Genomic DNA, 23,671 nt, shown 5'->3' with positions numbered 1-23,671 from the left:
ACACATTTCAGGACGGGACATAAAACGTATAAAAAGCCCGCAGTTAAGCGGGCCTTTTGTTTCAATTCTTACAGCGAGACCGTTGCCTGTGTCTGTTACTGCATCATCAAGAAAGCAAATAGACCACAACCTAGAATCAGGCGGTAGATAACGAACGGTGTCATGCCCATACGAGAGATAAGCTTCAAGAAAAAGTGGATACAGATGTAAGCACTGATGAAAGACACCGCAACGCCCGTTAGCAAAGTGCCAACATGGATTGGATCACCGCTTGTCACCAACTTAAGACCTAAATAACCACCAGCCAGAGTGATGATTGGGATAGACATCAAGAAAGAGAATCGAGCCGCCGCTTCACGTGTGAAACCAAGGTAAAGCGCCGCGGTAATGGTTGCGCCAGAACGAGACGTGCCCGGAATGATCGCCATTGCTTGAGCAAGACCAATAAACAGCGCCTTTTTCCAACCCGCTTGGTATTCGTCATCGCGCAGGCTTGAGTTCTTGTCCACCCACCATAGCAATAGACCAAAGATAATCGTTGTCGTCGCGATCACCCACGCACTGCGTAAGTAAAGCTCAACAATATCTTTCATCAACAAGCCAAAGATACACGCAGGAATCGTCGCGAGAATGATCATCCACGCTAACTTCGCTTCTTTACTACGATCGCCTTTAAACACTGAACCAAAGAATGCGCTCAACAGAGAGACCACTTCTTTACGGAAATAGATAACAACAGCTGCCAAAGTACCAACGTGGACAGCGACATCAAAAGCCAAACCTTGATCTTCCCAGCCTAAAACAGCTGAAGGAAGGATTAGGTGTGCAGAACTGGAAATAGGTAAAAACTCTGTAAAGCCTTGCACCAACGCCAATATAAACGCTTCAAAATAACTCATTACTTACCTTAAAAATTATAGTTTTATATCTACGACAGAGAGCGAGTCTAATTGCTGCATCTTCTGCCATATTTCACTGACGGTTCTTCCGTCTTGCGGGATCACTCGCGCAGGACAAAGATCATAAAGCGGCTGTGTTACAAAAGGATATTTGTAGATATCACTGCGTGGTAATTCTGGTTCACACTCAGAAACCTCCTCTCCAAACAGCACAATATCAAGATCGAGTTTTCGATCTTGTAGTTTGTGCGCATCTTGAGAGCGACCCCATTTAAACTCAATTTTACGCAGCTGCTGTGAAAATTCAGTCAATGAGAGTGACGTGTCGAGCTCTATCACAAAGTTATAAAACGGATGGCTATTAAAACCGACGGGCTCACAGTGATAGATTTTAGAGCATTTAAGGTTAGTCCCTAACGATTGAAGCTCTGTCCATGCCACCCTTGCATGCTTGTCGCGGTCTATGTTCGTGCCAACACCAACATAGGCTACTGTCATGCTTGACCTCGTTCGATGATCACACCAACGGCTTTTGCTTGTGGCACTGCGCCAGGTTTAGCCAATCGGATTTTAATCCACGGCACAGAGAACTGAGTCATAATAAGCTCTGCGACTTCTTCAGCAACACGTTCTACGAGTAGAAAACGGCCATTTGCAATGTGCTCAAGTACTGCAGTGCTCACTTTCGAATAATCCAAAGCATCAACCACATCATCACTCTTGCCTGCTGGGCGGTTGTCATGAGCCATTTCAATATCAAGCACCAGTTTCTGTTTGATCTCTTGCTCCCAATCGTAAACACCGATCGTTGTAATTACTTCTAGCTGCTCAATGAAAACTTTATCCAGTGCCATGACTTGTCCTTTTAGAGGTCGGATACCCAAATTGGGGAAAAAAACGTATTATTTGCGTAATTCGAGATATGATATCAATTACTCTTGGATTGAGCATTATTTTCCCATCGTTAGGCGTATAACCGTTAAAGGACAGACATGACCCCATTGGCACTTATCATGATCATTGCTGCCTACTTACTAGGTTCAATCTCTAGTGCGGTCTTGATATGCCGAGTTTTGAGGCTCCCAGATCCTCGAACAGTAGGTTCTAACAACCCAGGAGCAACCAATGTCCTGCGTGTTGGCGGTAAAGGCGCAGCAGCTGCCGTCCTTTTGTGTGACATGCTGAAAGGCACTATCCCTGTCTGGCTTGGCTACTACCTCAAGATCGACCCAATCATTCTTGGGGTTGTGGCAATTGCGGCGTGTCTTGGCCATATGTATCCGATCTTCTTCCACTTCAAAGGTGGTAAAGGCGTGGCAACCGCACTTGGCGCTATCGCCCCAATAGGATTCGATCTAACCGGAATGATCATGGCGACTTGGTTAGTGGTCGCGTTTTTGTTTCGTTACTCTTCTTTAGCGGCACTGGTTACTGTGCTACTTGCCCCTTTCTACGCTTGGTTAGTCAAACCTCAATACACATTGCCAGTAGCCATGCTGTGCTGTTTGATCGTGTTACGTCACCACCAGAATATCCGCCGCCTACTCGATGGCAGCGAACCAAAACTCGGACAAAAAAAATCGGCTTAAACTGTCACGTCTAAGCCGAACCATAATATTCAGTATTTAAAGCTTATAGCAGATGTTTATCTAAAAACGTCTTCAGCATTGTGTTCACAAACTCTGGTTGCTCTAACGAGCTAATATGACCTGCGCCAGGAATCACCACTAATTCACTGCCCGTAATGCAATCGTGCATTAGGTATGACTCAAGTACCGGACGTGGTTTATCTTCTTGTCCTACAGCAATCAAAACAGGCAGAGCAAAGTTCTCTACCGATTCAATCATATCGCGACGTCCAAACACCATTCGACCAATTCGTGCCACTTCTTCAGCGTTGTCGCCCTCAAGAGCTGATAACTGCTGAGTAAAACCTTCAACTAAAGCTGGCGTGTTGGTTTGCGTATCATTAGCGAAGAACAGTGGAACAACCGCTTCAACAATTGGCTGAGGAACCGTCTTGGTTTGAGTGATGGTATCTAACATGCTGAAGTACTTTGCGTGAGCAACTTCTGGTTCTAAACCCACAAAAGTATCCATTAGAACCAAAGACTTAATACGTGCAGGTGCAAGTTCCGCTAACTCAGTCCCCCACATACCGCCAACCGATAAGCCAACCACTGAGAATTCTTCGATCTCTAAATGATCAAGCAGAGCCAAAACGTGCTGAGCGTAATCTTTCAAGTTACGCATCGAAGTGGGTGCTGCTTGAGATTCACCATGAGACCAAAGCTCTGGAACAATACAGCGATACTGAGTTTTTAACGCTTCGATCTGCGGCTTCCACATTGCACTATCCCAAAGGTAGCTGTGGCCGAGTACAACAACAGGGCCTTGACCTTCATCTAGGTACGCCATCGATTGATTGTCTACTGTGAACTTGTTCATTTTCTTCCCTAATCTCTATCAGCAATTATTTATCGACATACAGTCGGTAAGCTAGGATATAAAAACGGCCGCACAAGGCGACCGTTTATCGAAACACTATAGTCAATTACGCAATTGGCTCTAGCTGGTCAATAGGCCAACGCGGTGTGGCATGAACAGACAAATCAGCCGTTTCGCCATTCTTTAGGCGCTGCATGCCCGCATAAGCGATCATCGCACCATTATCTGTACAGAATTCTGTGCGTGGGTAGTACACCTCACCACCGACTTTCTTAGCAAGAGCTTCAAGCTCAACACGCAGTTGTTTGTTGGCACTTACACCGCCAGCAATCACTATACGTTTCATGCCCGTTTCAACCAAGGCACGCTTACACTTGATTACTAAGGTTGCACAAACGGCTTCTTGAAACGCGTAAGCAATATCAGCACGAGTCTGGTCATCATTATCGTTATCGCGAATGGTATTCGCTGCGAACGTCTTCAAACCAGAAAAGCTCATATCTAGACCCGGACGATCGGTCATTGGACGCGGGAACTTAAAACGACCCGGAGTGCCTTTTTCTGCCAAGCGAGATAGCAATGGGCCACCAGGGTAATCTAAGCCCATCAGTTTCGCGGTTTTATCAAACGCTTCACCCGCTGCATCATCAATCGATTCACCAAGGATTCGGTATTCACCAATACCTTTCACTTCTACCATCATGGTATGGCCGCCAGAAACCAGCAGAGCCACAAATGGGAATGGAGGTGGATTGTCTTCTAACATTGGCGCAAGAAGGTGACCTTCCATATGGTGAACAGGCACAGCAGGCACCCCCCACGCATAAGCAATACTGCGACCAATCGTTGCACCAACCAGTAGAGCGCCCACTAAACCAGGGCCAGCGGTGTAAGCCACACCATCAATGTCTTTCGACGTTAGGTTCGCTTCAGCTAATGCCGCTTTAATAAGAGGAATTGTTTTTTTCACGTGGTCACGTGAAGCTAGCTCAGGCACCACACCACCGTAATCGGCGTGCAGCTTTACTTGGCTATATAATTGATGAGAAAGCAGCCCTTGCTCATCATCATAAATTGCGATTCCTGTTTCATCACAAGAGGTTTCAATACCAATAATGCGCATAATTTTCTCGGCACGCTTCGTCTAAAATGGGAAATTAGCGCAATATTACCCTGCCTAAGCTCTTCAAACAAATATTGTACAGACTATAATCGACAAAGTGCTTTACAAAGCCACTGTGATCGGATTAAAATTCCGCACCATTTTTGATCAAGCTGGTTAATGGCCAAACGCGAATAGAGAGTTAGCTCGATGGGTAACTTCTCTGATTTGGTACTGAGTAGCCAGCGATAATGAATAACCCCTGAGGTGAAAGGCATATGCCAATAGTTAAAGTACGTGAAAACGAACCGTTCGACGTTGCACTACGTCGTTTCAAGCGCTCTTGTGAAAAAGCAGGTATCCTTTCTGAAGTTCGCCGTCGCGAGCACTACGAAAAGCCAACTACAGTTCGCAAACGCGCTAAAGCAGCAGCTCAAAAGCGTCACGCTAAGAAGCTAGCTCGCGAAAACGCACGTCGCGTTCGCCTGTACTAATAACTTAATCCATAAGGACTGAGTTATGGCTCTTATTGAACAACTCAAAGAAGAGCAAAAATTAGCGATGAAAGCCAAGGACAAACCGCGCCTTGGCACTATCCGCTTAGCTCTTTCAGCAATTAAGCAACGTGAAGTTGACGAACGGATCACTCTGAACGACGACGACATTCTTGCTGTATTAGTTAAAATGGTTAAGCAACGTCGCGATTCTGTTGCTCAATATGAATCAGCAAATCGTCAAGATCTTGCTGACGTGGAAAAAGCAGAAATTACGGTACTTGAAGGCTTTATGCCTCAACCGCTAAGTGATGAAGAAGTTATTGCACTACTTGATAGCGCAATCGCCGAAGCTCAACCAGCGGGCATGCAAGACATGGGTAAAGTAATGGCTATCTTGAAACCACAAATTCAAGGGCGTGCAGATATGGGTAAAGTTAGTGGTTTAGTTCGTTCTAAACTCGCTTAATCCCAAATCAAATTGCAACAAGCCGTGCAATCCTTCGGAACGCACGGCTTGTTTGTATCTGTAACCTATTCAAACTATTATTATCCACACTCTCAGTTAGTGCATTTTTCTAAGGTTTTATGGCAGGACACATCCCGCGTAGTTTCATTGATGATCTCCTAGCGCGTCTCGACATTGTCGACATAGTGGACGCACGCGTGAAACTTAAGAAAAAAGGCAAAAACTATGGTGCTTGTTGCCCATTCCACAACGAAAAGACCCCTTCTTTTAGCGTAAGCCAAGAAAAACAGTTTTATCACTGCTTTGGTTGTGGCGTACACGGTAATGCTATCGACTTCATTATGGAGTTCGAACGTCTCGATTTTGTTGAAGCAATTGAAGAGCTTGCCTCTTTCTTAGGCCTCGATGTTCCTAGAGAGCAACGTAGCGGCGAGATATCAACAGCACCAAGAGCCAACAGCGAACAAAAACGTAACCTCTACGATTTGATGGGCGGCATCAGTAATTTTTACCGCTCTCAACTGAAAATATCAGCCAACAAACCTGCAATTGATTACCTAAAGAATCGTGGCCTTTCGGGCGAGATCGTCCAGAAGTTTGGCATTGGTTATGTGGCCGATGAGTGGGACTTAGTTCGTAAGAACTTTGGCCAACAGAAAGAAGCCCAAGACATGCTCGTAACTGGCGGCATGTTAATTGAGAACGATAAAGGTAACCGATACGACCGATTCCGTGGACGCGTAATGTTCCCGATTCGCGATCGTCGTGGCCGTGTGATTGGTTTTGGTGGTCGTGTATTAGAAGACGGTACTCCAAAATATCTCAACTCACCAGAAACGCCTATCTTCCATAAAGGTAAAGAGCTTTACGGCCTTTATGAAGTGCTGCAAGCCTACCGTGAACCGCCGCAAATACTTGTGGTTGAAGGTTACATGGATGTCGTGGCATTAGCGCAATATGGTGTTGATTACTCAGTAGCATCACTGGGCACATCGACAACCGGTGACCACGTTCAAATGCTGTTCCGCCAAACCAGCACAGTGGTTTGTTGTTACGATGGTGACCGAGCAGGTAAAGAAGCCGCGTGGCGCGCACTAGAAAATGCCCTTGAGTACCTGAAAACCGGTAACACACTCAAGTTTCTATTCTTGCCCGACGGTGAAGACCCAGACAGCTATATAAGAGAACACGGCAAAGCCGCTTTCGAACAGCTTGTTCAAAATGCGACACCGCTTTCGACCTATTTGTTCGATAACCTGATTGAAATACACAAGTTAAACTTGGGAACAACCGAAGGGAAATCGGCACTGCGCGCACACGCTAGCGCATTGATTAACAAAATCCCTGACAGTTACTTCCAAGAGTTGCTCGAAAAATTGCTCGATGAGCGCACTGGATTTGATAACCAATTGAGGCGAGCGCGTGTTCATACACAGAACCCGATACCTCAACCGCATAAAGAGCTGAAACGCACTCCAATGCGTGAAGTTATCGCTTTGCTTATCCAAAATCCGAGCTATGCTGATATGGTACCGGATTTATCAAGTGTCAAAGGCTTACAGCTGCCTGGACTAAGTTTATTCGTCGAAGTACTTGATAAATGCCATGCGCATCCCCATATCAACACAGGCCAATTATTAGAGCATTGGCGACACAATAAACATGAGGCTCTTCTGTCTCGTCTCGCGAGCTGGGAAATCCCCCTCGACGAAGACAATCAAGAAGACATATTTTTAGACTCATTGGACAATATACTTGCCCAGTGCGTTGAAAAACAAATTGAAAACCTGCAGGCCAAAGCAAGAAGCGTCGGTTTATCAGCCGAAGAAAAAAGGGAGCTACTAGCTTTAATGCTAGATCTAAAAGCGTAACCCTGTTTGATTAGTCAGCATTTAATAAATTTGTTAACATAATTGGTTTGCATTTGAGAATGCAACGTCCTTCACCAGACCTGAAGTTGGATATCATCTATGGATCAAAATCCGCAGTCACAGCTTAAATTACTTGTTATTAAAGGCAAGGAACAAGGCTATCTGACCTACGCCGAAGTAAACGACCACCTACCTGCAGAAATCGTGGATTCTGAACAGGTAGAAGACATCATTCAAATGATTAACGACATGGGTATCAAGGTAGTTGAAACTGCACCTGATGCTGATGATCTAGCACTTAATGATGACGATGCCAATATAGATGAAGATGCAGCCGAAGCTGCAGCTGCTGCGCTTTCAAGCGTAGAAAGCGAGATTGGCCGTACTACTGACCCAGTTCGTATGTACATGCGTGAAATGGGTACAGTTGAACTACTGACTCGTGAAGGCGAAATCGACATTGCGAAGCGTATTGAAGATGGTATCAATACAGTTCAACTATCGGTTGCTGAGTACCCAGGCACTATTCCATACATCTTGGAACAGTTTGACCGCGTACAAGCAGAAGAGATTCGCTTAACAGACCTAATCAATGGCTTTGTTGACCCAGACGACGATGGCACAGCTGCGCCAACGGCGACTCACATCGGTTCAGAACTTGCTGAAACTGATCTGGAAGACGAAGACAAAGAAGACGCAGAAGACGACGAGGAAGAGGAAGAAGAAGATACAGGTATCGATCCTGAACTTGCTCTTGAGAAGTTCACAGCACTTCGTACTAGCTACCAGAATCGTCAACTAGCGATCAACGAGTACGGCCATGAAAGCCCGAAAGCAATGCTTGCAACGACAATGATGCAAGACGTATTCAAAGAGTTCCGTCTAACACCAAAACAGTTTGATTACCTAGTAAACGAACTGCGTAACTCTATGGATCGTGTACGTACTCAAGAACGCCTAATCATGCGTCAAACGGTTGAGTACGGCAAAATGCCGAAGAAATCTTTCATTGCTCTATTTACTGGCAACGAATCTAGCGAAGCATGGTTGGATGAAGTTCTTGCTTCAGACAAGCCATACGCAGAAAAGATTAAACGTAACGAGCACGACATCCGTCGCTCTATCCAAAAACTGGATATGATCGAACGTGAAACGTCTCTTACTGTTCAAAGCATCAAAGATATCAGCCGTCGCATGTCTATCGGTGAAGCGAAAGCTCGTCGTGCGAAGAAAGAGATGGTTGAAGCGAACTTACGTCTAGTAATCTCGATTGCTAAGAAGTACACAAACCGTGGTCTACAATTCCTGGATCTAATCCAAGAAGGTAACATCGGTCTGATGAAAGCGGTAGATAAGTTTGAATACCGTCGTGGTTACAAGTTCTCTACTTACGCTACTTGGTGGATCCGTCAAGCAATCACTCGTTCGATTGCCGACCAAGCTCGTACTATCCGTATTCCGGTTCACATGATCGAAACGATCAACAAACTAAACCGTATCTCTCGTCAAATGCTACAAGAGATGGGTCGTGAACCACTTCCGGAAGAACTGGCTGAACGCATGCAAATGCCTGAAGACAAGATCCGTAAAGTACTGAAAATCGCTAAAGAGCCAATCTCAATGGAGACACCAATCGGTGACGACGAAGATTCGCACCTAGGTGATTTCATCGAAGATACAACGCTAGAACTACCTCTAGACTCTGCAACGGCAACCAGCCTACGCGGTGCAACTAAAGACGTTCTTGCAGGCCTAACACCTCGTGAAGCTAAAGTACTGCGTATGCGTTTCGGTATCGACATGAACACTGACCACACTCTTGAAGAGGTTGGTAAACAGTTCGACGTAACTCGTGAACGTATCCGTCAGATCGAAGCAAAAGCACTACGTAAACTTCGTCACCCAAGCCGCTCAGAAACTCTGCGTAGCTTCCTAGACGAGTAATCGCACACTCAAGTGTGGTTAGCTTTTAAGCATAAATAAGAAAAGGTGAGCGTTGGCTCACCTTTTTTTTATCTGTGTGATTTAAGTGGCTAAGATGTAAGCGGAATTGCCCCTTATAGTGTCTAGACACCATTGAACGCTTCCCCTATAATCTATGCCCTACGGCCCCTTAGCTCAGTGGTTAGAGCGCACGACTCATAATCGTTCGGTCCCCAGTTCAAATCTGGGAGGGGCCACCAAATTAGAAAAGCCAGAACAGTTCACGCTGCTCTGGCTTTTTGCTTTTCTGATTCAGTACCAATCACACCCTGCACTTCCGAACCAAAAACGAATCGTCCCGCACACAATTCCAATTGCCTCTCTGTGACTAAACATACTTTTCTTTTATAAAAAAATCGGCAATATGAGAGTACATAAATCGCTCAATAGTTCAGGGAAGACTCATGAAAGACGAAACACTCTCGATTCACTTCGGTTACGACACTGATCCAACAACCAAATCGGTTGCCACTCCAATCTACCAAACCGTCGCGTACGAATTCGATGACGCACAACACGGCGCCGACCTCTTCAACCTTGCGGTGCCAGGCAATATCTACACTCGCATAATGAACCCAACCAATGATGTGTTAGAAAAACGCATGGCCGCCTTAGAAGGAGGTATCGCAGGCTTAGTGGTAAGTGCGGGCAGTGCTGCGATCAACTACGCGATTCAGACGTTGGCGCAAATCGGTGACAACATTGTCTCAACGCCTCAGCTTTACGGTGGTACTTACACCCTATTTGCTCACATGTTGCCAAACCAAGGAATTGAAGTTCGTTTTGCTAAAGACGACAAACCAGAAAGCTTAGCGGCACTGATCGATGAAAAAACCAAGGCGGTTTACTGTGAAAGTATCGGTAACCCAGCAGGTAATATTATCGACTTAGAGCGTGTTGCTGAACTTGCTCACGCACAAGGTGTACCTGTGATTGTTGATAACACGGTGGCGACGCCTGTACTGTGTAAACCTATCGATTTTGGTGCTGACATCGTGGTGCACTCACTAACTAAATACGTGGGTGGTCACGGTACAACGTTAGGTGGCGTGATTGTCGACTCAGGTAAATTCCCATGGGCACAGCACAAGGACCGCTTCCCTGTGTTTAATCAGCCAGAGCCTTCTTATCATGGCGTGGTTTATACCGAGGCCTTTGGTGAGGCTGCGTTTATTGGTCGTGCTAGAACGGTTCCCCTACGTAATACAGGTGCAGCACTGTCACCAATGAATGCTTTCATGTTGATGCAAGGTTTGGAGACCTTGTCGCTGCGCATGGAGCGACACACAGAGAACGCCTTGAAAGTAGCGGAATACCTCAAGCAACACGAGAAAATCAGCTGGGTAAGTTACGCTGGCCTGCCTGATTCAGAATTCTATCCACTCGCTGAAAAGTACATGCAAGGCAAGCCATCGGCCATTCTATCTTTTGGTTTAAAAGACGGTTATGAAGCCGGTGTTCGCTTCTATGATGCACTGCAAATCTTCAAGCGCCTGGTTAACATTGGCGATGCGAAATCGCTCGCTTGTCACCCAGCTTCGACGACACACCGTCAACTAAGCGAAGCTGAACAGAAACAAGCCGGTGTATCACCGGAGATGATTCGCCTATCAGTAGGTATCGAGCACATTGACGATATCTTGGCTGACCTAGAGCAAGCACTGAGCGCTTAATGACGCTACAGCTAGCTCTAACACTGATCGTTAAGTAACAGACATAAAAAAGCCCATCACAGGATGGGCTTCTTATTATCTATATCTTAGGTAAGCTGTCGATTACTCAACTGTTACCGCTTTCGCTAGGTTACGAGGTTGGTCAACGTCGGTACCTTTTATTAGTGCGACATGGTAAGACAGCAGCTGCATCGGTACTGTGTAGTAGATAGGCGCTGTTACTTCACTTACGTGAGGCATCTTGATGATCTTCATGTTCTCATCGCTTTCAAAGCCCGCATCTTCATCAGCGAATACGTAAAGTAGACCGCCACGAGCACGCACTTCTTCAACGTTCGATTTCAGCTTCTCTAGCAAGTCGTTGCTTGGTGCAATAACGACTACAGGCATATCTGCATCGATAAGAGCCAAAGGACCGTGCTTAAGCTCACCAGCTGCGTATGCTTCTGCGTGGATGTAAGAGATCTCTTTCAGTTTAAGAGACGCTTCCATCGCGATTGGGTAGAACTCACCACGACCCAAGAACAGTGTGTGATGCTTATCAGCAAAATCAGGTGCCAGTGCTTCAATTTCTTTATCGAACGCTAATGCTTTCTCGATATCAGCAGGCAGTTGGTGAAGTGCTTGAACGATTTCCGCTTCTTTTTCTTCATTGATACGACCTTGTAGACGACCAATTGACGTTACCATCATCAGCATCGCTGCTAGTTGAGTTGTGAAAGCTTTAGTAGAAGCAACACCGATCTCTGTTCCTGCGCGAGTCATGAAGGCAAAATCAGATTCACGAACCAGTGAAGAACCCGCAACGTTACAGATAGTCATTGCAGACATATAACCCTTCTCTTTTGCAAGACGAAGTGCAGCAAGCGTATCCGCCGTTTCACCAGATTGAGACAGAGTCACCAATAGGCTGTTCGGACGAACAACGAAATCACGGTAACGGAATTCAGAAGCAATCTCTACGTCACAGCTTACGCCAGCTAGAGATTCAAACCAGTAACGCGCTGCCATGCCTGAGTTGTAAGACGTACCACATGCGATGATCTGCACGTGTTCAACCTTGCTTAGGATCTCTTCAGCTTTAACGCCGATCGCGTTAGTGATAACCGAAGTGTCAGAGATACGGCCTTCCATTGTATTGATCAGCGCTGTTGGCTGCTCGAAGATCTCTTTCTGCATGAAGTGGCGGTATTGACCTTTGTCACCTGCGTCGTGTTCAGCGTTTGACTCAACGATTTCACGCTCAACACGCTCACCCGCTACATCAAATACCGTAACATCACGACGAGTTACCTCAGCAACATCACCTTCTTCTAGGTACATGAAGCGACGAGTTACGCTCAGTAGCGCCAGTTGATCAGAAGCAAGGAAGTTCTCGCCGACACCAAAACCGATAACGATCGGGCTACCAGAACGAGCTACAACGATACGGCTAGGATCTTTACGATCAACCGCAACCGTGCCGTACGCACCGTCTAATTGTTTTGCTGTTTTCTGTAGCGCTTCAACCAAAGAAGCTGAAGTGCGAAGTTCCCACTCAACTAAGTGAGCAATAACTTCTGTATCCGTTTGTGAAGTAAATACGTAACCACGCTCTTGCAGCATAGCGCGCAGTGCTTCGTGGTTTTCGATAATGCCATTGTGTACAACGGCAATATCACCAGACATGTGTGGGTGTGCGTTCGCTTCAGACGGCTCACCGTGTGTCGCCCAACGTGTATGAGCGATACCTGTACCACCAATCACTTGTTGCTCTTCTACTGCGTCAGCTAGCTCTTGTACTTTACCTAGGCGGCGTACACGAGTTAGGTTAGATTCAGTATCGACTACAGCGACACCAGCTGAATCGTAGCCACGGTATTCTAGACGACGAAGGCCTTCTACTAAAATTTCAGCTACATCACGCTGTGCTACTGCACCAACAATTCCACACATAGTTTCACTCCATCAATTTTGTTTTATTCCTATTGGCAGCAAGCAAAGGCCAAATCTTCGTTAAGATCAATTATAGGAAGGTAAATGCATAATACTTAAATTTGTTTTTACGCTGGATCGGTCAGGATCACTCGAACATCATGTGATTCGATACTTGCTTTGGATTCTTCGCCTAAGTCTGTATCGGTAATTAAGATGTCAATGTGTTCCCATGCCAGCTCTAAGTTCGGGATCTTTCGTCCCACCTTTTCCGACTCAACCATCACGATCACTTCTCGTGACACTTCAGCCATTACTTTGCTCAGGCCAACCAGTTCGTTAAACGTGGTTGTGCCTCTATCGAGGTCGATACCATCAGCCCCAATAAATAGTTGGTCAAAATCGTAAGCACGAAGTACCGACTCTGCAACTTTGCCTTGGAAAGAGTCCGAATGGGTATCCCAAGTGCCGCCAGTCATTAATAACGTCGGCTCGCTTTCAAGCTCATTAAGCGCATTAGCAACGTGCAATGAGTTGGTCATAACAACCAAGCCACGCTTAGCATTAAGCTGCTGAATTAGAGCACCGGTCGTACTGCCACTATCGATCACGATGCGGTTATGGTCGCGAATTAAATCTGCAGCGGCTTTTGCCAATGAAATCTTTCGAGTCGAAACTTGTTGACCCAGCTCTTCGTTGACAACCTCTTTCGGTAACGAAATCGCACCACCATAACGGCGTAAAAGCTGACCGTTTTTCTCTAAAGACGCCAAGTCCTTTCTAATAGTGACTTCTGAGGTTTCGAACTTAGCGGATAATTCATCAACACTAACCTCCCCTTTTTCATTCACTAGGTTAGAAATTGCATGTCTTCTGAGCTGGGTGTTTCGTTTCGACATTTAAAAAAGGCCATTAAGTTTCGATATGAAACATATTATAGTTACAACGAAACTATTTAGTCCATTTATTTTGATCCAAAAAATTAATAAATAGCGATAAAACCTTGTCCTAAGACAATTGTTAAGCAGTGATATTGAACTCATTAGGTGGTAGAATCCGCACCCGAAAAGAAAAAAAATTACAAAACTGACTGTTATTTTTTTGCAACTTACCCCCTATATAGTGGGGTAAGTCACAGAAAACCGATATTGAATCAAAATCTTTTAGTCATAAAATGACTAAAATTGATGAAAGACTTACAACTCTGAAGGACATATTGGAAGTCCCGCGCTTTTACACAACAGGCACAAAATGTTGATGTAGCGGACCAATCTTCAGAACTTAAATAAATTTCAAATTGTAACAATACTTACCGGAGAGTACCTTCCATGAAAAAGACCAAAATCGTATGTACGATTGGCCCTAAAACTGAATCTGTAGAGAAGCTAACTGAACTAGTAGATGCTGGCATGAACGTTATGCGTCTTAACTTCTCTCACGGTGATTTCGCAGAGCACGGCACTCGTATCGCGAACTTCCGTAAAGTAATGGAAAACAAAGGTGAGCAACTTGCTATCCTTCTAGATACTAAAGGTCCAGAAATCCGTACTATCAAACTTGAAGATGGTAACGACGTAGATCTAGTAGCTGGTCAAGAGTTCACTTTCACAACTGACGCAACAGTTGTTGGTAACAAAGACGTAGTAGCAGTAACTTACCTAGGTTTCGCTAAAGACCTAACAGCAGGTAACACTATCCTTGTTGATGACGGCCTAATCGAAATGGAAGTTATCGCAACAACAGAAACTGAAGTTAAGTGTAAAGTTCTTAACAACGGTGCTCTAGGCGAAAACAAAGGTGTTAACCTTCCTGGCGTTTCTGTTCAACTTCCTGCTCTTTCTGAGAAAGACAAAGCTGACCTTAAGTTTGGTTGTGAGCAAGGCGTAGATTTCGTTGCTGCTTCTTTCATCCGTAAAGAAGAAGACGTTAAAGAAATCCGTGAGCTTCTAAACGCTAACGGCGGCGAGAACATCCACATCATTTCTAAGATTGAAAACCAAGAAGGTGTAGATAACTTCGATTCAATCCTTGAAGCTTCTGACGGCATCATGGTTGCTCGTGGTGACCTAGGTGTTGAAATCCCAGCTGAAGAAGTAATCTTCGCTCAGAAGATGATGATCGAGAAGTGTAACCGTGCACGTAAGATGGTTATCACTGCAACTCAAATGCTTGACTCTATGATCAGCAACCCACGTCCAACTCGTGCTGAAGCGGGTGACGTTGCGAACGCAATCATGGATGGTACTGATGCAGTAATGCTTTCTGGTGAAACTGCTAAAGGTAAGTACCCAGTTGAAGCTGTTACTATCATGGCTCAAATCGCGAACCGTACTGATTCAGCTCTTAAAGCTGAGCTAGGTTCTCGTCTAGACAGCCCACGTCTACGCATCACTGAAGCAGTATGTAAAGGCGCCGTAGACACAGCAGAGAAGCTAGCTGCTCCTCTAATCGTTGTTGCAACTGAAGGCGGTAAATCTGCACGTTCAGTACGTAAGTACTTCCCAACTGCAAACATCCTAGCTCTAACAACTAACGAAAAGACAGCTGCACAGCTAGTTCTTACTAAAGGTGTTAAGCCAGTTCTTGTTGACTCTATCGAGAACACAGACGCGTTCTACATCAACGGTAAAGAAATCGCTCTACAATCTGGCCTAGGTAACAAAGGCGACATCGTAGTTATGGTTTCTGGTGCTCTAGTAGCTTCTGGTACTACAAACACGGCATCTGTTCACGTTCTATAAGAATGAACCGATTCGCATAAAATATAAAAGAGGGCTTCGGCCCTCTTTTTTTATGAAACAAAATCTTGCCTAACTTTTCAGTACGCTGTATTATCAATCACAATAGAACTACGTACTGTTAACCTCCAACTGACTCTTTCTAAGAGACGGATTAGCAGACTAGAAATCATATATAGATGAGGTTTGTAATGTCTAGTCCTACGCTCACTGACAAAGTATCAAAGATGATTCGCCAAGATATTCTTAATGGTGAGTTAACCCCAGGCCAAAAGCTTGTTGTTGCTGATCTAAAAGCACGCTACAACGTTGGCGCATCCCCTATTCGCGAAGCCTTGGTACAGTTATCTTGGAGCAAATACGTAAAGCTAGAGCCACAAAAAGGCTGCTGGGTATCTCCTGTATCAAAGAAAGAACTGAATGACCTATACGAAAGCCTTCGTGTTGTATCATCGGTTCTGCTTAAAAAAGCGATTGCAGCAGGTGATGAGAGCTGGGAACTGGATGTACTAACGTCTTACCATAAACTATCGCGAGTACAGTACGTATCTGAAGAGTTTGACTGTGTAGAATGGGAAGAGCGCCACCAGCAATTCCATGTCGCACTGCTTGAAGGTGCAGATTCAGAGAACATGTTTAAGTTCTTTGATGACCTAATTAACCAAGTGAAACGTTACCGCTTCCTCGCTATGTCTGCAGAAAGCGCATCAGATGATCTGTTCAATATTGATGAACACGAAATGATCATGAAACTAGTACTGTCTAAGAATGTAGAACAAGCGACTGAACTGCTTGATCAACACCTGCTAGGTTCAATGAAACGAATTGAAGAAGTTATCGAAGCGGCATAACGCTAAAGTAGCTTCTAACCAAATAAAAACGGAGCCCAATGGCTCCGTTTTTTGTTTCCAGTATTACGACTGAACTACCACCCAAAAAACTCTTTGTGATGAGTATTGAGTAGCACAACCATAGGTAAAAAATACAAAGCACTCAATTGAAAGCCAAGAATGGCTAATGTGCCTATGGTTAACCTCACTAAAAAATCGACAAACATACCACGCCTCTTTTAACCAGACTGTATGATCCCCAAACTCTTGCTCCAGCTAACCTAATTCTACTGCTGCCTTTCAAACCATTGAAAAGGCTAGCTAATCAGTTGAATTAAGTTAACGGTGTCATCCTTTTACATCTGGTAAACACTCTATTTATTACACCGTTAAGCACGATGTAATCTGAAGCAAGGTAGTTTACTTATTGTTCATTTTAGCTCAAATTTCCACCAGCATTAGACTTTAGTCTAACTGTATAGATTTTGTGACATAGGTCGCTCAAAAGTGAGATTCCTATAAAAAGGGGGAGAGATAAAGTGAGTCGGGGCCAGCTTGAAGAGGTGAAGCAAAGAGAAGAAAGGATTAGATAGAAGCGAACCTAAGCGACATCATCGTAGCTAGGACACATAGAGACCGTATTACGACCAGACGATTTAGATTCGTAAAGCGCAACATCGGCACACTTGTATGAGCGAGTACTGTTACTTGTTAAATCAGTAAAGCCAACACTCACCGTTACCTTAGTTCCGGCTGCCAGTTCAATCTCAATTCGCAAGCGATCCAATACGCGCTTTGCTTCTGGCAGTGAGGTGTGTGGCATCAAGAGTGCAAACTCTTCTCCTCCAACACGTGCAACAAAGTCCGTCCCACGAAGGCTATCTTGCAGAAGTTTAGCAACACCAGCGATCACACGGTCACCTTCGTCGTGGCCAAGCTCATCATTGATTCGCTTGAAGTTATCGATGTCCACCAAGGCTAAGCAGGTGGTCGCTTCGATCGGGTAACGCTCAACTAAGCGAGAATAGTAGGCCAGCTGCTCTTCGAATTTTCGTCGGTTCCAGAGATTACTCAAAGAGTCACGTTCACTTAAGATCCTCAAACGTACCTCAAGCTCCTTCCTTACGGAAATATCAACCAACGAGGTGATGTAGTAACTGACTTTGCCTGAATTGTTTTTGACCGCATGCACTCGCATGATCGCAGTAAAAGGAATACGCAGCTTGTTCTTACACTGAACCTCCCCTTCCCATACTTCTTCTTGCTCTAAATGACTCCAAATAGCCGAGCTTGAGAGCACTTGGTCGGTATTCTCAAGCAGCAACTGCAATGCATTTTGACCGATCACCTGTTCTTTGCAGTACCCAGTCATGTTCTCAAATTCGTTGTTGATCATCATTGTGCGGTGCTGCTTGTCAGAGATCATCACTGCCGACATACCATTCAATGCGGCGCGTGCCAATTTACTCTCTAGGCTTCGGCGTCGGCAGTGCGTCACCAGGTAAGCAAACGGGAAAGCGAATATCAGCACCGTAATCAGAACAATGATCTCTTCATGGGCCAAATCATCTAGATCACGCTCAGCCCGATCCATCAGTTGCTTTTGATTAAGTTGAATCAGTAAATGGACCTTTTGACTGTTCGCGAGCATAACCGTGTTAAAGGCAAACAAATTACCATCTTCAAAAACGTATCCCACCTGATCATTGGAGATCGCATCCCACGTCTTCGGCGCGATATTTTTCAGGTTATAGCCTTTTCTTTCAGGAATAGAGTCTCCGAACAACTTACCGCTGTTGTTACTCGCGATGAAGTAACCCGCGTCATTGAGAACTTCTGCTCTAAGATCGTTATCTGGTGAAAAGCTCAGACGCGACGATAAGCCCCATACATCAAGATTGATGACGAGGTAGCCTACTCTTTCGTCAGGGGTTTCTACTGGGGTAAAGACACGGATTACCGGCGAATAAGGGAAGGTGACTTCACCATGCTCAGTTTCAAGCTCAATACCCCAACCGCCAATCTGTTCGGCTTCTAGTTTTTGAGCGTATTGGAAGTAGTTAGAATCCGACCTATCTTGCAGCTGTTGAGGAAACGTCACTCTACCGGTATCAGAGGAATAGTTAACACGCACCAATTCTTTGCCAGTGACATCTAACAGATGGATTTGTGTATACCACTTCTGGTTCACGAGAACAGATTGCCAGACCTCTTCAAGTAGATGTTTGGTTTGGTCTGAGGGAGAGGAAGCAAAGTTAACCAAGCTCTGGCTATGACTGAGTAGCTCCATGACCGAGACTAACTGAGTCTTGAGAAGATCATAATCTCGCTTGGCATACACTAACTGATGAACGGCTTGCTTAGCTGAGTAGTCAAAGCTCTGCTGTTTTACTTCTTTGTAGCGCTGCAAATAATACAGACATACTGCAGAAGACAATATGATAGAGATAATCAGCAATGTAATTATTGATTTTTTATTTCGCATTGCTAACTCAGATGAATGGAAGTGCAGCGCGGGATTATAGCACTCTAAAAAATTAACAAAATAAAAGCCGCTTAAAAAAGCGGCTTTAAAGTTATTTTTTAAAGACTTATCGTCTAGGCTTTCAACGCACGTTCGCCTCGTGCGATGCCAACAACACCACTTCGAGCTACTTCAAGCACTTCCGTCACTTCAGACAGCGCCTGAATGAAGGCATCCAGTTTCTCGCTAGTACCCGCCATTTGAACCGTATATTGAGAAGCCGTAACATCAACGATCTGACCACGGAAGATATCCGCTGTGCGCTTCACTTCCGCACGAGCAAAGCCGCTCGCACGTACTTTTACCATCAACAGCTCACGTTCAATGTGTTCAAGTTCGGACACTTCTTGCACTTTAAGTACGTCGATTAGCTTATGTAGCTGTTTCTGGATCTGCTCAAGCTGCATTTCGCTCGAGTTAGTGGTTACGTTCAAACGAGACAGCGTCGGATCATCGGTTGGAGATACGTTCAAAGACTCGATGTTGTAGCCACGCTGAGAAAACAAGCCAACCACACGAGAAAGCGCACCAGGTTGGTTTTCCATTAGTAGTGAAATAATGTGTCTCATATTATGTTCTCTCCGTTTTGCTTAGCCACATGTTATCCATACCCTCGCCTTTGATCTGCATTGGGTATACGTGCTCGGTGTCATCCACACTAATATCGACAAATACCAAACGGTCTTTCATCGCCAGTGCTTTTTCCAAACCTGATTCCAATTCATCCGGAGATGAAATGCGCATACCAACGTGGCCATAAGCCTCAGCGATAGCAGCAAAATCAGGAACAGAGTCCATATATGAGTTAGAGTAACGGCCTTGATAAACAATGTCTTGCCACTGTTTTACCATGCCTAGGAAACGGTTGTTAAGGTTAATAATCTTAACCGGGATATTGTATTGCAGCGCAGTCGACAGCTCTTGGATATTCATTTGAATACTGCCGTCACCGGTTACCACAACCACCTCTTCATCTGGCTTAGCAAACTTAACGCCCATACCAGCAGGCAGGCCAAAGCCCATAGTGCCTAGACCACCAGAGTTAATCCAACGACGTGGCTTGTTAAACGGGTAGTACAAAGCAGCAAACATTTGGTGTTGACCTACATCAGAAGCAACATAAGCATCGCCATTGGTTACTTTATGCAATGTTTCAATAACTTGTTGAGGTTTAATGCGCTCAGACGATTTCTCGTAAGCTAGGCAGTCACGCTCTTGCCACTGCTTAATTTCACTCCACCAGCTTTCAATCGCTTCTGCATCGTTAATGCCGCCTTGCTCAACGAGCAAGTTCACCATGCTCTCTAGAACCTTTTCAGCAGAACCTACAATCGGTAGATCCACTTTTACGTTCTTAGAGATCGAAGATGGGTCGATATCAATGTGCATGATCTTCGCATCAGGGCAGTACTTATCTAGGTTATTGGTCGTTCGATCATCGAAACGTACGCCAATACCAAAGATCAAATCCGCATTGTGCATCGCCATATTGGCTTCATACAAACCATGCATGCCCAACATACCCAAAGAGTTCTTATGGGTGCCAGGGAAAGCGCCAAGCCCCATTAGGGTGCTTACCACAGGTAAATTCAGTGCCTCTGCTAATTTTAACAGCGGCTTATCTGCCTCAGAAATAACCGCACCACCACCGACATAAAGTACCGGCTTCTTCGCTTCAAGAAGGGCTTTTAGCGCCTTTTTGATCTGACCTTTATGACCCGTAACCGTTGGGTTATACGAACGCATTTTGAGCGTTTCTGGGTATTCATAAGGAAGCTTGATTTGTGGGTTTAAGATGTCTTTCGGCAGATCAATAACCACAGGACCGGGACGTCCTGTCGTTGAAATATAGAATGCTTTTTTAACGACTTCAGGGATATCTTCCGCTTTCTTAACTAAGAAGCTGTGTTTAACGATCGGGCGTGATACACCCACAATGTCACACTCTTGGAAGGCGTCGTTACCAATAAGGTTATTTGGTACGTTACCAGAAATAACAATCATTGGGATTGAGTCCATGTAGGCTGTTGCAATGCCAGTAACGGTATTGGTCGCACCTGGACCAGAACACACAAGTACTACGCCCGGTTTGCCGGTAGAACGAGTATAGCCATCTGCCATGTGGGTAGCAGCTTGTTCGTGTCGTACTAATACGTGTTTGATTTCAGCAGTTTTAGCATGCAGCGCATCGTAGATATCAAGTACAGAACCACCTGGGTAACCAAAGATTTGTTCTACACCCTCTTCAATTAGAGACTGCACCACCATCTCAGCGCCGGATAACATTTCAGCGCCGGATGACATGGCTGTTTCAGGTTTTGTTGTCATATTGCTCTCCTCACCAGTTTCCAATCATATTTGGTGAACATGTTGGGCTGGTTTTTCATAGTCTAGGGCTTATTCGTAGCCTAATTCGAAATACTTCCACTTTTTCGGCTATGGCTGTCTGTCGTGATAACAACAAACAGTAATACGAAACAACTTTAACGCTTTATTATCATCTGGTCTAACACCTGTTATCCGACAATCATGCCAAAAAACCAACTATTAGCTTAAAGCATCAAATAAAACCCAAACCAAGATTAATAACTAGATATTAAAACTAAAAAGAGAACGAAAAAAAGCACTTAATATTTTAATAGATCGCTATTTATCGATAAACCACGAGCTTGCTGGTGTGCGCTTTCGCACATTGTGCTGTGTCATTAGATACAAAAAATCCCCCTAAAAATGCAATCACATTCGTAGGGGGATTTTTAAACAACTGAAAATTTATCTAAGCAGAAAACTACTTATCTTTAGGCTTTTCGTTGTACATTTCTTCGATTTCGTCTTGATACTTATCGTTGATAACTTTACGACGCAATTTTTGAGTTGGTGTCAGTTCACCATCATCCATAGAAAATGCTTTTGGTAGCAGTTTGAATTTCTTTACTTGCTCAAACTTAGCCAGTTCTTGCTGTAGGTCATTCACACGCTTTTCTAGCATCTCGACGATTTGGTGGTGCTTAACCAGCTCAACGCGATCGTGATACTTGATATTAAGCTCTTTGGCGTACTCTTCTAGCGAGTCATAACAAGGAACAATCAGCGCAGAAACGAATTTGCGTGTATCAGCGATAACAGCAATCTGTTCGATAAAGTGATCTTTACCAATCGCACCTTCAACCACTTGCGGGGCAATATACTTACCACCAGAAGTTTTCATCAGCTCTTTGATACGATCAGTAATGAACAGGTTACCATTTTCATCAAAATGACCCGCATCACCGGTTTTCAAGAAACCGTGCTCATCGAATGTCTTAGCTGTCTCTTCTGGCATCTTGTAGTAGCCACGCATCACCATTGGACCGCGAACAAGAATCTCGTCCTTAGCACCAATTTTTACTTCTGCGCCCGGCATCGACATACCAATCGAATCAGGGTTAAAACAGCGATCATCCCAACAAGATACTGTTGCCGTGGTTTCTGTCATGCCGTAGCCAAGTTTTACGTTGATGCCGATAGCATGGAAGAAACGACCAATCGTCTCATCAAGCTTCGCGCCACCACATGGCATGAAGTTGATGTTACCGCCGAGTAGAGCGCGCAGTTTAGATAGCACAAGCTTATCAGCTAGCGCATGGCTCTTCTTCAGCATCAACGATGGAGTACGACCTTCTTGGTGACAAACTGAAAGCTTTGCTCCCATGTTCACCGCCCAAGTAAATAGCACTTTACGAATAAATGGTGCTTTAGATACCTTCTCGTGAATCGCAGAGAAAATCTTCTCGTAGAAGCGTGGAACCGCACACATTACAGTAGGTTTCACATCACTTAGCGCATCACGCACTTGCATCGTATCTTGCAGGTAGCAGTTGGTTGCGCCTTTATAAAGAACGTAGAACGTCCAAGCACGCTCAAATACGTGTGATAACGGTAGGAAACACAATGAGACATCGTCTTTGCTCAGGCTAAGGCGCTCATCGTGGCCTTCTAACTGGTAGCCAATGTTGGTGTAATCAAGCATTACGCCTTTTGGCTGACCTGTGGTACCAGAGGTATAGATAAGAGTCAGCAGGTCGTCCATGCTTGCATCAGCAAGACGCACGTCAAGTTCAGCTTGTTGTGCTTCAACGCCGCGCGCCATGAAATCAGCCCAAGATACCGCAAAGCTATGGCCTTGAAGATCGATATCATCAGACATCGCGACAACCACTTCTAGCTGTTCACACTCTTCGAATAGGCTCACCGCCGCGTCAAATTGAACTTGCTCACCAACGAATAAGATCTTCACATCCGCATTTTGGATGATGTAAGACGACTGTGCTGCTGTGTTGGTTGGATAAATCGGCACAGTCACAAGACGAGCTTGTAAAGATGCAAAATCTGCCACGGTCCATTGAGGCATATTATTTGAATAGATACCGATCTTATCTTGAACTCTCAGTCCCTGAGCCAATAGTGCTAATGAAAGCGTATCGATTTGTTGTCCAAACTGCTCCCAGCTAATACCTTGCCATACATTGTCTACTTTGTGCTTCAAAGCTGTACGGTTGCCGCCTTGGGCAATTTGGTCACGAAGTCTTTTTACGATATGAAAATCTAAATTGGCCATCTCTTTACCTTTGGCTTACACCTGTAAGCTTTTTTGAGCGCACAAGTGTACCTCTGATCATGAAAAAGGCAACTGATGAAGCTCAAAGTTATCAGTAATAGTACGTCTCACGCTAAGTTTTCTACCTAC

19 protein-coding genes and 1 tRNA gene are annotated in these 23,671 nt (G+C 44.9%); 9 read left to right on the top strand and 11 right to left on the bottom strand.

The window, feature by feature from the left end; translation table 11 throughout:
* Positions 1 to 95 precede the first annotated feature (95 nt).
* Genes AB4307_RS11585 through folB form a run of 3 tightly spaced genes read right to left on the bottom strand, consistent with a single transcriptional unit; the run spans position 96 to position 1,753 of the window.
* The gene (locus AB4307_RS11585) at positions 96 to 899 is read right to left on the bottom strand and encodes an undecaprenyl-diphosphate phosphatase (protein WP_010434624.1); all 804 of its coding nucleotides are present in this window, start codon (positions 897 to 899) and stop codon (positions 96 to 98) included.
* Between the two features lie 15 nt (positions 900 to 914).
* On the bottom strand, positions 915 to 1,397 hold the full coding sequence (folK, locus tag AB4307_RS11580) for a 2-amino-4-hydroxy-6-hydroxymethyldihydropteridine diphosphokinase (RefSeq protein ID WP_017062921.1): 483 nt from the start codon (positions 1,395 to 1,397) through the stop codon (positions 915 to 917).
* The gene (gene folB, locus AB4307_RS11575) at positions 1,394 to 1,753 is read right to left on the bottom strand and encodes a dihydroneopterin aldolase (protein ID WP_017061412.1); all 360 of its coding nucleotides are present in this window, start codon (positions 1,751 to 1,753) and stop codon (positions 1,394 to 1,396) included. Before folB ends, folK begins: the two co-directional genes overlap by 4 nt.
* Positions 1,754 to 1,891: 138 nt before the next feature.
* Here folB and plsY point away from each other — a divergent pair, with 138 nt between their 5' ends.
* On the top strand, positions 1,892 to 2,488 hold the full coding sequence (plsY, locus tag AB4307_RS11570; RefSeq protein ID WP_009847793.1) for a glycerol-3-phosphate 1-O-acyltransferase PlsY: 597 nt from the start codon (positions 1,892 to 1,894) through the stop codon (positions 2,486 to 2,488).
* A gap of 43 nt (positions 2,489 to 2,531) precedes the next feature.
* Here the strand turns inward: plsY and AB4307_RS11565 are convergent, their stop codons facing one another.
* Entirely contained in the window at positions 2,532 to 3,347 is an 816-nt protein-coding gene (locus AB4307_RS11565) for an alpha/beta fold hydrolase (protein ID WP_017061411.1), read from the bottom strand.
* Between the two features lie 106 nt (positions 3,348 to 3,453).
* Positions 3,454 to 4,470 carry a tRNA (adenosine(37)-N6)-threonylcarbamoyltransferase complex transferase subunit TsaD gene (gene tsaD, locus AB4307_RS11560; protein WP_017061410.1) on the bottom strand — a complete coding sequence of 339 codons (1,017 nt, stop codon included), beginning with the start codon at positions 4,468 to 4,470 and terminating at the stop codon, positions 3,454 to 3,456.
* A gap of 257 nt (positions 4,471 to 4,727) precedes the next feature.
* On the opposite strand from tsaD, the gene rpsU reads away from it, so the two are divergent.
* From rpsU to AB4307_RS11530, 6 genes are all read left to right on the top strand, one after another.
* Positions 4,728 to 4,943: a 30S ribosomal protein S21 gene (gene rpsU / locus AB4307_RS11555; protein WP_004396009.1), complete on the top strand. Its 216-nt coding sequence runs from the start codon at positions 4,728 to 4,730 to the stop codon at positions 4,941 to 4,943.
* Positions 4,944 to 4,968: 25 nt separating this feature from the next.
* A complete protein-coding gene (locus tag AB4307_RS11550) occupies positions 4,969 to 5,412 on the top strand; it encodes a GatB/YqeY domain-containing protein (RefSeq protein WP_017061409.1) in 444 nt (147 codons plus the stop codon).
* A 119-nt stretch (positions 5,413 to 5,531) separates the two neighbouring features.
* Positions 5,532 to 7,283 carry a DNA primase gene (gene dnaG, locus AB4307_RS11545; protein ID WP_372054842.1) on the top strand — a complete coding sequence of 584 codons (1,752 nt, stop codon included), beginning with the start codon at positions 5,532 to 5,534 and terminating at the stop codon, positions 7,281 to 7,283.
* 99 nt (positions 7,284 to 7,382) lie between these two features.
* A complete protein-coding gene (gene rpoD / locus AB4307_RS11540; RefSeq protein WP_048614894.1) occupies positions 7,383 to 9,227 on the top strand; it encodes an RNA polymerase sigma factor RpoD in 1,845 nt (614 codons plus the stop codon).
* Between the two features lie 163 nt (positions 9,228 to 9,390).
* Positions 9,391 to 9,466, top strand: a tRNA-Ile gene (locus AB4307_RS11535).
* Positions 9,467 to 9,670: 204 nt separating this feature from the next.
* A complete protein-coding gene (locus tag AB4307_RS11530) occupies positions 9,671 to 10,939 on the top strand; it encodes an O-acetylhomoserine aminocarboxypropyltransferase/cysteine synthase family protein (RefSeq protein WP_372131945.1) in 1,269 nt (422 codons plus the stop codon).
* Positions 10,940 to 11,041: 102 nt separating this feature from the next.
* Here AB4307_RS11530 and glmS read toward each other — a convergent pair whose 3' ends face one another.
* Both glmS and AB4307_RS11520 read right to left on the bottom strand, forming a co-directional pair.
* Positions 11,042 to 12,874, bottom strand: coding sequence for a glutamine--fructose-6-phosphate transaminase (isomerizing) (gene glmS / locus AB4307_RS11525; protein WP_017061405.1), 1,833 nt, complete (start codon positions 12,872 to 12,874; stop codon positions 11,042 to 11,044).
* A gap of 107 nt (positions 12,875 to 12,981) precedes the next feature.
* A complete protein-coding gene (locus AB4307_RS11520) occupies positions 12,982 to 13,752 on the bottom strand; it encodes a DeoR/GlpR family DNA-binding transcription regulator (protein WP_017061404.1) in 771 nt (256 codons plus the stop codon).
* Between the two features lie 429 nt (positions 13,753 to 14,181).
* Between AB4307_RS11520 and pykF the strand changes: the two genes are divergently transcribed.
* Together pykF and AB4307_RS11510 are read left to right on the top strand one after the other, a co-directional pair.
* A complete protein-coding gene (gene pykF, locus AB4307_RS11515) occupies positions 14,182 to 15,594 on the top strand; it encodes a pyruvate kinase PykF (RefSeq protein WP_017061403.1) in 1,413 nt (470 codons plus the stop codon).
* A gap of 176 nt (positions 15,595 to 15,770) precedes the next feature.
* Positions 15,771 to 16,442: a GntR family transcriptional regulator gene (locus AB4307_RS11510; RefSeq protein ID WP_080582236.1), complete on the top strand. Its 672-nt coding sequence runs from the start codon at positions 15,771 to 15,773 to the stop codon at positions 16,440 to 16,442.
* Positions 16,443 to 17,022: 580 nt separating this feature from the next.
* Here the strand turns inward: AB4307_RS11510 and AB4307_RS11505 are convergent.
* The 4 genes from AB4307_RS11505 to AB4307_RS11490 form a co-directional block, all read right to left on the bottom strand.
* Positions 17,023 to 18,906: a sensor domain-containing diguanylate cyclase gene (locus AB4307_RS11505; RefSeq protein ID WP_372131943.1), complete on the bottom strand. Its 1,884-nt coding sequence runs from the start codon at positions 18,904 to 18,906 to the stop codon at positions 17,023 to 17,025.
* Positions 18,907 to 19,019: 113 nt separating this feature from the next.
* Positions 19,020 to 19,514 (bottom strand): acetolactate synthase small subunit, encoded by a 495-nt coding sequence (gene ilvN, locus AB4307_RS11500; protein WP_008219984.1) that lies wholly within the window; start codon positions 19,512 to 19,514, stop codon positions 19,020 to 19,022.
* 1 nt (position 19,515) lies between these two features.
* Positions 19,516 to 21,273 (bottom strand): acetolactate synthase 3 large subunit, encoded by a 1,758-nt coding sequence (locus AB4307_RS11495; protein WP_372110146.1) that lies wholly within the window; start codon positions 21,271 to 21,273, stop codon positions 19,516 to 19,518.
* A 460-nt stretch (positions 21,274 to 21,733) separates the two neighbouring features.
* On the bottom strand, positions 21,734 to 23,542 hold the full coding sequence (locus AB4307_RS11490; protein ID WP_136973936.1) for an AMP-dependent synthetase/ligase: 1,809 nt from the start codon (positions 23,540 to 23,542) through the stop codon (positions 21,734 to 21,736).
* Positions 23,543 to 23,671 lie beyond the last annotated feature (129 nt).

Source organism: Vibrio sp. 10N.261.52.C2 (assembly GCF_041471425.1).
Taxonomy (GTDB): Bacteria; Pseudomonadota; Gammaproteobacteria; order Enterobacterales; family Vibrionaceae; genus Vibrio; species Vibrio crassostreae_C.
Note: the sequence above shows the minus strand (reverse complement) of the source record. Positions and strands in the feature narration are given on the sequence as shown.